This window comes from Oleiagrimonas sp. (genome assembly GCF_027858935.1).
In the GTDB taxonomy this organism is placed as follows: Bacteria; Pseudomonadota; Gammaproteobacteria; order Xanthomonadales; family Rhodanobacteraceae; genus Oleiagrimonas.
This window is the reverse complement of the sequence record NZ_JAQIBU010000236.1, coordinates 1-3974: the sequence shown is the minus strand read 5'-3', so window position 1 is coordinate 3974 and position 3974 is coordinate 1. Positions and strand designations below refer to the sequence as shown.

The window sequence follows — 3974 nt, the reverse complement described above, 5'->3', positions numbered from 1 at the left end:
GCGCGTCAGGTAGGGAAAGAAGCGCTCAAGATGCTGCGTGATGAGGCTGTCGACGCGGGCTTCCAGCGCTTCACCTCCCTGGATGTGATCGTCGGTGTTGAGCTGTATCTGCATGGCGTGCTCCTGGATACGTAGGGCCGTTGTGCGCAAACGGGCCGGAAAGCCAAGGCTGGATCAGCCTTCGTGCAGGGCCTTCTGGATGTCTTTCAGTGGCGCATTGCTAAGGTCTTGGCAACCATGCACCGAAGATGCGGGGGTCGCTTTCATTGGGCAGTTTCGGGCGTATCTGGACCAGTGTCTGCGGAGCGGCGGGGTATTCCATGCAGGACTGGCGCAGCGATTGTGACTGCAGCAAAACACACGCGGCTTTTCCTGGGGCGAACGTCAACCCGCGGCACTGTTGTGTCGTTCAGTCTGAAACGGGGCCAGATCACTGCATTTTCCTCGGATGAAAATAGTCCAGCCAAGGCTATGGATTGGAGTATTTCTGCAAGGCGGACCCGGCCCTGAATCCTGACCTGATCCTTGCCGGCATCAGGGCGCAAGCCGGGGTAGCTGGGCAGTTTGTATCCTGAGAAGCGCAGAAATCGCACCGAATTTCACGACTGAGTCGACCGCAGGGACGTTGATCCGGTATGACTGAATAGGCGACCGCTACGCCATTGTCTTCTCGCATCCGAGAGACTTCACTCCGGTGGCTACGACCGAATTTGAACTGGTGGCCGAGCTTGCGCCGGAGTTTGCCAAGCGCCATACCAAGGTCATGGGCGTGTCGGTCGACGATTTCATCTGTTTCGCTGACTATCGGTGCGCGAGTCGGAACCGGGGCGCCCGTTGACGCTTGGTCGCGGCGTAGCGGTTGGCGAGCAGGTCCAATGCATCCAGCAGGGCCTGGACCAGTTCGTCGTCACCGCAATCATCGTTGACCGGTCGCTCATAGCTGCGCTCTTCGTCGACCAGGGCGCACAGGCGAACGATACGATCGCCCAGCGCGTCAATGGCCGAGGAAGACAGCATGCGTGTGCTTTTGGCTTCGCGCGCCAGATAGGCGCAGCGCATGGTCGCGCGCACGACCAGCAGATAGCGTCGGTCGACCAGCGGCAGCCAGCCGCGTTTGATCGCCCCGACTGCGTTGCGCAGATCCTGCACCGCCTTTTGCATGCGCTGGTTTGGATCATCGTCTCGCCCCCCTTCGGGGTCTTGCGAGGTGGCGCTGATCGCATCACCCAGGGCGTCGAGAAAGACGTGCAATTCATCGGCAAAGCCCTTGCTCTGCCTGACTGGCAGTACCAGCGTAGTTGCCAGAATCCCGATCACGCTTCCCACGGCAGTTTCCTCAAGACGAAGCCAGAGAAGCTCGGGACTGAACTGGCCGATCATGCTGAACAGCAACGCCAGCATCAGCGTGATGAAGAAGATCATGGTTCCGTACGCCACCTGGAAGGCATAGAAGGCGAGGAACACGAACAGCAGCGCCAGCGCCGCCGACAGCATCACGTGCCCCGACAGCAGGACAGCCAGGCCGATCCCGACCAGAACTCCGGCGAGCGTACCGGAGAGCCGCTGCAGTCCCTTGATCAGTGCTTCGCCGCTGGAACCGACGCCGATACTGACGATGAAGGCGGCAATCAACGCCCAATACCAGCGATGTCCCGAGATCAACGTCCCGGCGGTGATCGCCAGCGTCGCGGCGACAGCGACCTGGATCGTCTGGCGGATTTCAACGCGCTCGAACAGCCGTACCGCCATCAGTCAAAAATTTCCGGTTCGGTCTGGTGGATCGAAGGTCCAGTCTGATCGCCACGATCAAGGGCGGCGATCAGCGCATCGATCGAGCGCAGCAGGGGTCCGTCAAGATCATATGATCGCCGGGGCAACGGACAGTTGTTGATGAGCGCCTGGTTGAGATCATCAAGCCGCGCACAGGCACGCTCGTTGCTCGCCGCGTCGCCCTGATCCCGCGCCACGCGCACCAGCCGCTCGGCCGCCAGTTCGAGAGCGAAGAAGCGGTCCCAGGACAGATGTGACTTTTTGTCGGGTTTTTGCCGGCCGCCCGTCAATTCATTCTGGGCGACCAGAAATGCATCATTGAGCCGGCCGAGTTCCCGATGCAGTCTGCTTTCGTCCCGTTCGTCCACATCCGACGATCCGGTATGGGCATTGCTGGCGATCAGATCGCGGACGACCTCGATGATGCGGCTTACGCGTCGATCCAGATGACGACGCACTCGTTCAAGCAGTGCGGTTGGCTCGTCGCGCATCAACCAGAAACGCAGCACCGCGACGATCATCGCAGCGATTGCCGCCGTTGCAAAAACCTCGGGCAGCACAGCCGGCGCGGCATGCAGTACGTCACCCATGAATGAACCGATGAAAGCGACCATGCCGAGAACCATGGCGCGTGGCCCCGCCATCTTGGCCATGGAGGCACCCACGCAAACGACCAGGACCAGCCCGTCGGCGAGCCAGTGATGCGCTGCGAGCTCGCCGGATGCTCCGATCGCCAGCGTGATCGTCACGACGAGCAACGCCAGCGTGATCGATTTGGCCGGAATGCTGCCATCGGGAACGGCGACATTGCCGAACACACTGAGCATGAAGCCGGCGGCAAACGCGGGCGCGGTCTGCATGTCGTCACCGAACAGCGCGACCGCGAGCCCGATGGTGACCATGGCGCTGATGACCGCACGAGCGGAGGTACGCAGACGCACCAAACCCGGATCGGCGCCAAAAATCGTTTCGACCCTGTCGGCCAACCACTGTCTCGCAGGGCGCAGGCGCAGCGCTGTCATGTCATCGTTCTACCACAGGGGTTTGGAGATGCCAACGCGAAAGCGGGCTTGCCGGTGGCCGTATCATGCATCGCGGTGCATGCGGTCAGGTTCAGAGGTGAACTGGCGAATCTCATTTTACAATCAATATGTTGCGTGCTGACTTGGCAAAAGTGGAGTCCGCTTGGAGCATCGCCCGAGCGTCGACTTCCACCCTGGTTTTGGCCCGGTTGAATGATTCCGGGTATCTGTGTGGGCTTCGCGTCAGCGTGCGGCGACTGCCTGCTGCAATGGGATGTCGCCTTCAAGCAGCTCGAATTGCTTGTCCTTGGTGTTGGCAGCATCCAGCACCTGCAAGAGCACCGCAGCCACATCATTTCGCGGCACACTGCGATCGGATTTCAGTTCGGCGGCAGCATTGATGTGCCGAGTTCCGCTGTCGTCGGTGAGCGAGCCGGAGCAGACGATGGGTGTAGCCAAGTCCGCTTGCGCGAATGTGGCGATCAGCGGTCTGTTTGGGGCGAAGGTAATACTGCATGTTTCCCGACCGCTGTCCGGTGCATCCGCGCCCATGGTCGAGATCATGATCAGGCGATCGACGCGGGCCTCGCTGGCGGCGTTGATCATGCCGATGGCGCCATCGCGTCCGACGGCATCGGTTTTTCCGGACCAGTATCAGCACCGGAGCCTGTCGTGAAGATGACTGCGTAGCATTCTTTTGGCGCTGGGCTGCAATCGGCTTGATGGTCGGCCACGAAGGTGTCGTCGCCACCCAGCTCACGCAGGCAGGGCTTTGCTCTGTTCGGCAAGGCGGATCATTGCCCGGCCTTGGTGCGTGCTGGAGGACATTTGCTTGATCAGGTGGAGGCCAATAGGACTTCGCACCCCAAACAAGTACTCGCATGTCATGCTCTTTTGTAGCGGAAGACAAGTCAACGGTGCAGGTTCTCTTGCGCATGTCTGAACCTGGGTCCAGATGTGCTTCGATGAATCGACAACTCAGCGCCGGCCCGGTAGTTATGCTTGATGCCCACGCCTTTGCTCGATGCTGCTGTCGAGTCTTGAACGCATCTTCGCGCAGGCGCCGTGAATGGACTTCTCCACGGTTTCGTCGTCATGGCTCACGCCGACGGGCGGGCCGTTGCTGATGCGTGCTTCGAGGGCGCACTGCTTGTCATGGCCTCCGCCCTTGGCGCCATTGGC

Annotated in this window: 2 protein-coding genes and 2 pseudogenes; all 4 read right to left on the bottom strand. The window is 60.7% G+C overall.

What is annotated here, in order from left to right:
- Positions 1-801 precede the first annotated feature (801 nt).
- Complete coding sequence (locus PF446_RS08695; protein ID WP_298071039.1) at positions 802-1749, bottom strand: FUSC family protein; 948 nt, start codon at positions 1747-1749, stop codon at positions 802-804.
- Entirely contained in the window at positions 1749-2792 is a 1044-nt protein-coding gene (locus PF446_RS08690) for a hypothetical protein (RefSeq protein WP_298071038.1), read from the bottom strand. The genes PF446_RS08695 and PF446_RS08690 overlap by 1 nt, the downstream gene beginning before the upstream one ends.
- Before the next feature lie 243 nt (positions 2793-3035).
- A pseudogene (locus PF446_RS08685) lies at positions 3036-3416 on the bottom strand (NAD(P)H-binding protein); the annotation flags it as partial.
- Positions 3417-3788: 372 nt separating this feature from the next.
- Positions 3789-3974 (bottom strand): annotated as a pseudogene (locus PF446_RS08680) (HPF/RaiA family ribosome-associated protein); the annotation flags it as partial.

Excerpts from the sequence above, each read along its gene's own strand:
- PF446_RS08690 (WP_298071038.1), bottom strand. The coding sequence starts at position 2,792 with ATGACAGCGCTGCGCCTGCGCCCTGCGAGACAGTGGTTGGCCGACAGG.
- PF446_RS08695 (WP_298071039.1), bottom strand. The coding sequence starts at position 1,749 with ATGGCGGTACGGCTGTTCGAGCGCGTTGAAATCCGCCAGACGATCCAG.